We start from the raw sequence: 4,336 nt of genomic DNA on the forward strand, positions 1-4,336 counted from the left end.
CCGGACTCGGTTGCACTTTCGCTTTCTGGTGCGAAGGGATTGCCGGGGACCGATTCTCGCCGTCCTGCGTGTTGATCATACTCCCCGCGGCTGAATACCGGCGGATTGGTCATACCGTAGTTGAGATAGATACCGGCATCGCGAGCCCGGGCCCGGCGAAGGGCGTCGAAGTACGCTTTTTCCGGCCAGGGACCCTCGGTCAGATACACACCGTTGTATTCCAGGAGGGAACCCTTCCGGAAGTGGAGATGGCTGATCGCGAACATGTACTTGGTGAGGGCCTGATAATACTGGATTTCCGCTTCCGCTCGCCGCTGCTGAGCGTTGAGCAAAAGGTCCAGTGTGGCCGTCCCCGCGTCATACATCGCCGTGACCGCGCGGACTTCATTTTCCGCAGCGACCGTCCTGTTGTAGTTGGTCTGGGCCAGTGTGTAATATTCGTCGATCTCGCGCAAGACCCAGGCAATCTGGTGAGAGATTTCCAGCTCCTGCTCCTGGAGGATCGCTTTCTCGCGGGCAAGGTTGAGCTGCGCGTTGCGGACAGCGGCAAGTTCTTTCCGGAAACCAATGGGGATCTGCAACTCCATCCCCAGCTCCCAGTCCTGGAAGTCGCCCGACGTGAGCGAACCGTAGGCATTGGACTTGCTGTTATCGGGATCGAGCAAGTCGTGTCCCAGGCCGTTCCATCGGTAAAATCCGAAGAAATCCAGCCGCGGAAGCAGGTAGTTCTTGGCCGCGATCAATTCCAGCTCGGCCTTCTTCACGCGCCACTTTTCCCGCCGCAGGAGCGGGTTGCGGACGAGGGCCTCGGCGTGGACATCGTAAAAGTCGAACTGGACCTTTGCACGTGTGGGCTCGTCCTTCGGTCTGATGAGCCGTCCGTCAGTAGCGGCAAGCCCCATGAGATAGCGGAGATTATTTTCCGCCTTGTAAAGCGAGCTGAGTGACTGTTCCACCGCAGCGCGGAAGGCCAGGTATTGCTGGCGGGCCTGGGCTTCTTCCTGGGCACTCCCCCCGCGACCGCCGACCTCGTACTTCGCCCGAACTTGTCGCCACGTCTGCAAGGCGGCGTCCCGTCCCGCAATGACCGTGTCGAGCTGGCGATAGGCGAGATAGAGGGTCCAGTACGCCTTTTCCACGTCCAGGAGGAGTTCCGAAACCGACTGTTCAAACTCCGCCAGCCGCTGATCCGTTTCCAGTCGGGCGATGAGCACTCCGTTGTACACCCCCGGAATGGTGTTGGGACCGGCAATCCGATTGAAGGTCACCCCCGCACCCTGGAGTAACGGTTGCCGGAACTCTGCCTGAAGATTGGCCGTCCAGTTACTGGGCCAGGCTCGGCTGGCCGTCGCGTTGTTCCATTCGTAGCCCACATTGTGACTGATGCTGAACGTTCCGCCCGTTGCGTAAGTCTTCGACAACTGCGTCTGGAATGTGCCGAGGTCCTGGCGGAAAGCCGACGGCCGGAAGAATGTCACAAAACCTGCCACGTTCTGCGGAGTGTCCAGCTTTTGCCAGAAAAGGCGTGTGCTCAGTTGCGCATCAAATTCAGCCAGCACCGCTTCGACCCCGGTGCGAGGATTGGTCTCCTGCCGGGCGGGGTCGTAAATCGATGCCGCACCTTCGGGAGCCACCGTGAGCGTCGTTTCCGGGAGACGTGGGGCACCGACATCCGGTTGATTGAGACTGCGGAGGATCTTGCTATTCTGAAGCGCGATCCGCACCGCCTCTTCGAGGGAAAGATCCCAGTATTCTTTCACCTCACTGTTGGAAATTGTAAAGGGCGGCAGAACCTTTTGGACTTCGTCGAGGGAATCGGCTTCCACGTCCGGATACTCAATTTGCGTGGCCTTGTCCACGTAGTGGGAGAGATCGCCGTCTTCATGGAGGAAAAACGGTTGCTGGGGACGGCAACCGACCATGCCGGCGATCACAATTCCGCAGACCGTTGTGAGCATGCCTCTCGGCAGCTTCATGGGCGACATCCTCTCTGATGCAGCGGCTCTTCTGGCGGAGATCAACGCGCGCCCCAAACCACAACGGGGGCGCGTTAAATCCTGCGGAATTGTTATCGACGAGTTGACCGTTAAACTTTGACAAATCGGATTATCTTAACACCCTGTTCGTTGCGTGGGCGGCGCGAACCTTCACCGTGTGAGAACACAAACAATCAGGGCAAAATAAGCGAAAAAAAAGCAAGCAGGGAAAACAATCGCGACAAACGCCGGACGGCCCCGCCCAAACGCTTCGGAGAAAAGGTGCATCACTCAGAGGCTTTTTGGCCGAAGAGTGTCAGCACAATTCGCCGTCCCGAATTGTGCCGGCGGTGCTCGCAGAGAAAGATCCCCTGCCAGGTGCCCAGGGCCAGCCGACCATTGCGGACCGGGATGAGGACACTGCACCCCAGGATGGAGCATTTTCCATGGCCAGGCATGTCGTCGGCCCCCTCCACCGTGTGGACGTACCGAAAGCCCTCCGGGACGAGATGATCTAAAAGCCGGTCGAGATCGGCCGCCACGTCGGGGTCGGCGGATTCGTTGATGGTCAGCGAAGCCGAGGTATGCTGTAGAAATACATGGAGAAGCCCCCGCTGGAACTGCCGCAACTCCGGGAGCGCCTCCACGATATGTCGCGTGATGGGATGAAATCCTTTTCCGAACCGTGGCAGCTCGATTTCTCGCTGAACCCAATCCATTTCTATCATTCACCCTGTGTTTCGCAGCCTTCGAATATTGCCACAACTTTCTGTTGCCACTCCAATTCTCTGCCAATATGCAACGTGCGATTCATTTTCGCAAGATTGCCGAATAAAATGAGGTGACACGAATAGACCGATCGAGGAATGGGCCCAGCCGTCCCGGCGGACGTGAAATCGCCGCTTCGGCCGCACCAACACCTTTGGCAGAATCGGGACCCGAGTATGACCTGCAAGCACCTACAAGAGCTCTACGCCCTGTGTGAGAGGTATAACCTGAAGATCACGGGTGCAGAACTCGTTCGCATTGTCTGTCCCACATGTGGCGTGGACGAAGTCTGTCCCAACGTCCTCACGGAAGAGTACGAGAGGCGTCACGGCGAGGATTCAGGTCGGGAGACCACCCAGTCCCAGCCGCAAGAGTCTTCCTCGGCCAAACCGTCGGCGTGAGCGGTTGACGTCGCTTCTCCAAGTCGCCTTTCCAATCGCAACCCCGGTGAGGCAGATTGGGCGGTCGTCTGGGTGGTCTTTCGGGAAGAAACCGCCCAAGTGTCGGAGCCGTTTCGGTTTCCGCTTCCGAGGAAAATCTCGCGTGAAATTTTTTCGGCTGGCCGGTGCACCCAACGACAGTCCCTATTCGCGCGGAAAACATCCACCATTACACTAACGTTTTTCTTCGTCCCATGGACGAGCTTTTTTGACGCTCCGGGCGTACAAAATAAATAGGGGTGGAAGCCTGACCCATCCCACCGGCTTTCGGGTGGTCACAACGAAACATTTTTGCCTGAAAAAGGAGTGGAACCATGCCAGCAGTTGTCAACCAGGAAACATGCAACGGTTGCGGTGAATGCGTGCAGGCTTGCCCGCTGGATGCAATCAAGATCGAAAATGAAAAGGCCCACGTCGACCCGGATACTTGCGGCGACTGCGGGGCCTGCGTTGACGTCTGCCCGACGCAATCCATCACACTTTCCTGACCCCGCGGGTGCCCCCCGACAAACCCGCACACCCGGTAAGGCCCCAATGAGTCCGCCTGAGATAACACTCAGGCGGAGGTTGTCTTTTTGGAATCCTTTGCAACCCGCCTGTGGGGAATGCGCTGCTTTGCGGGCCAAGCCACGCAGGCTGGTGATTGCCAGGGCAATGAGGCGGGAGATGGGTCATTTTCGCGTCTTCATGAACCGCCTGAAGCCGGGCAGCGGACCGGTCGCGCTGGCAACGTATTTGGGAAGCCGGACGACCTCCCCGTTAGCCCATTCGACAAACCCTCGCTCGTGGCAATCCGCCGCAAAGTCGAGAATTGTTTTCTCAGCCAGTGCGGGATCCACCTCGGCCAGCGCCACAACGAACCAGCCTGCAGGAACAGGCCAGTAGCCGCCGTTTTGGTACGTCTCGGGAGAAGCCCTGCAGACTTCCCAATAGATACCGCCTGGCAAGTGGCGGATCTTCCCTTTCTGCACAATCTCGTGATAATGATCGCGGAAGTAGGCGCCGATTGCTCGGCTCTGGGCGGGCGATGCCACCCCGAGATACACGGCAAAGGCCGACCCCCAGATGTCGGGTTGTCGGCACTGATGCGTGGCCGCGAGAAAAAGACCTGTTTTGCCATCCCATAGAGTTGTTCGGATCCCCTCCGCCAGG

The 4,336-nt window shown here is 58.3% G+C and carries 5 protein-coding genes; 2 read left to right on the plus strand and 3 right to left on the minus strand.

Features of this window, described 5'->3' with window-relative positions; genetic code table 11:
* Window positions 1-1,976: TolC family protein (locus H5U08_RS11170; protein ID WP_297033010.1), on the minus strand; the 1,976-nt coding region annotated here is incomplete at its 3' end.
* A gap of 287 nt (window positions 1,977-2,263) precedes the next feature.
* Entirely contained in the window at window positions 2,264-2,695 is a 432-nt protein-coding gene (locus tag H5U08_RS11175; protein WP_297033012.1) for a secondary thiamine-phosphate synthase enzyme YjbQ, read from the minus strand.
* A 225-nt stretch (window positions 2,696-2,920) separates the two neighbouring features.
* Here H5U08_RS11175 and H5U08_RS11180 point away from each other — a divergent pair, with 225 nt between their 5' ends.
* The gene (locus tag H5U08_RS11180) at window positions 2,921-3,145 is read left to right on the plus strand and encodes a hypothetical protein (protein WP_297033014.1); all 225 of its coding nucleotides are present in this window, start codon (window positions 2,921-2,923) and stop codon (window positions 3,143-3,145) included.
* 353 nt (window positions 3,146-3,498) lie between these two features.
* Window positions 3,499-3,672 (plus strand): 4Fe-4S binding protein, encoded by a 174-nt coding sequence (locus tag H5U08_RS19885; RefSeq protein ID WP_095415509.1) that lies wholly within the window; start codon window positions 3,499-3,501, stop codon window positions 3,670-3,672.
* A gap of 183 nt (window positions 3,673-3,855) precedes the next feature.
* Here H5U08_RS19885 and H5U08_RS11185 read toward each other — a convergent pair.
* A partial coding sequence (locus H5U08_RS11185) for a hypothetical protein (RefSeq protein ID WP_297033016.1) occupies window positions 3,856-4,336 on the minus strand: 481 nt, incomplete at its 5' end.

The organism is Thermogutta sp., assembly GCF_014359955.1.
In the GTDB taxonomy this organism is placed as follows: domain Bacteria; phylum Planctomycetota; class Planctomycetia; order Pirellulales; family Thermoguttaceae; genus Thermogutta.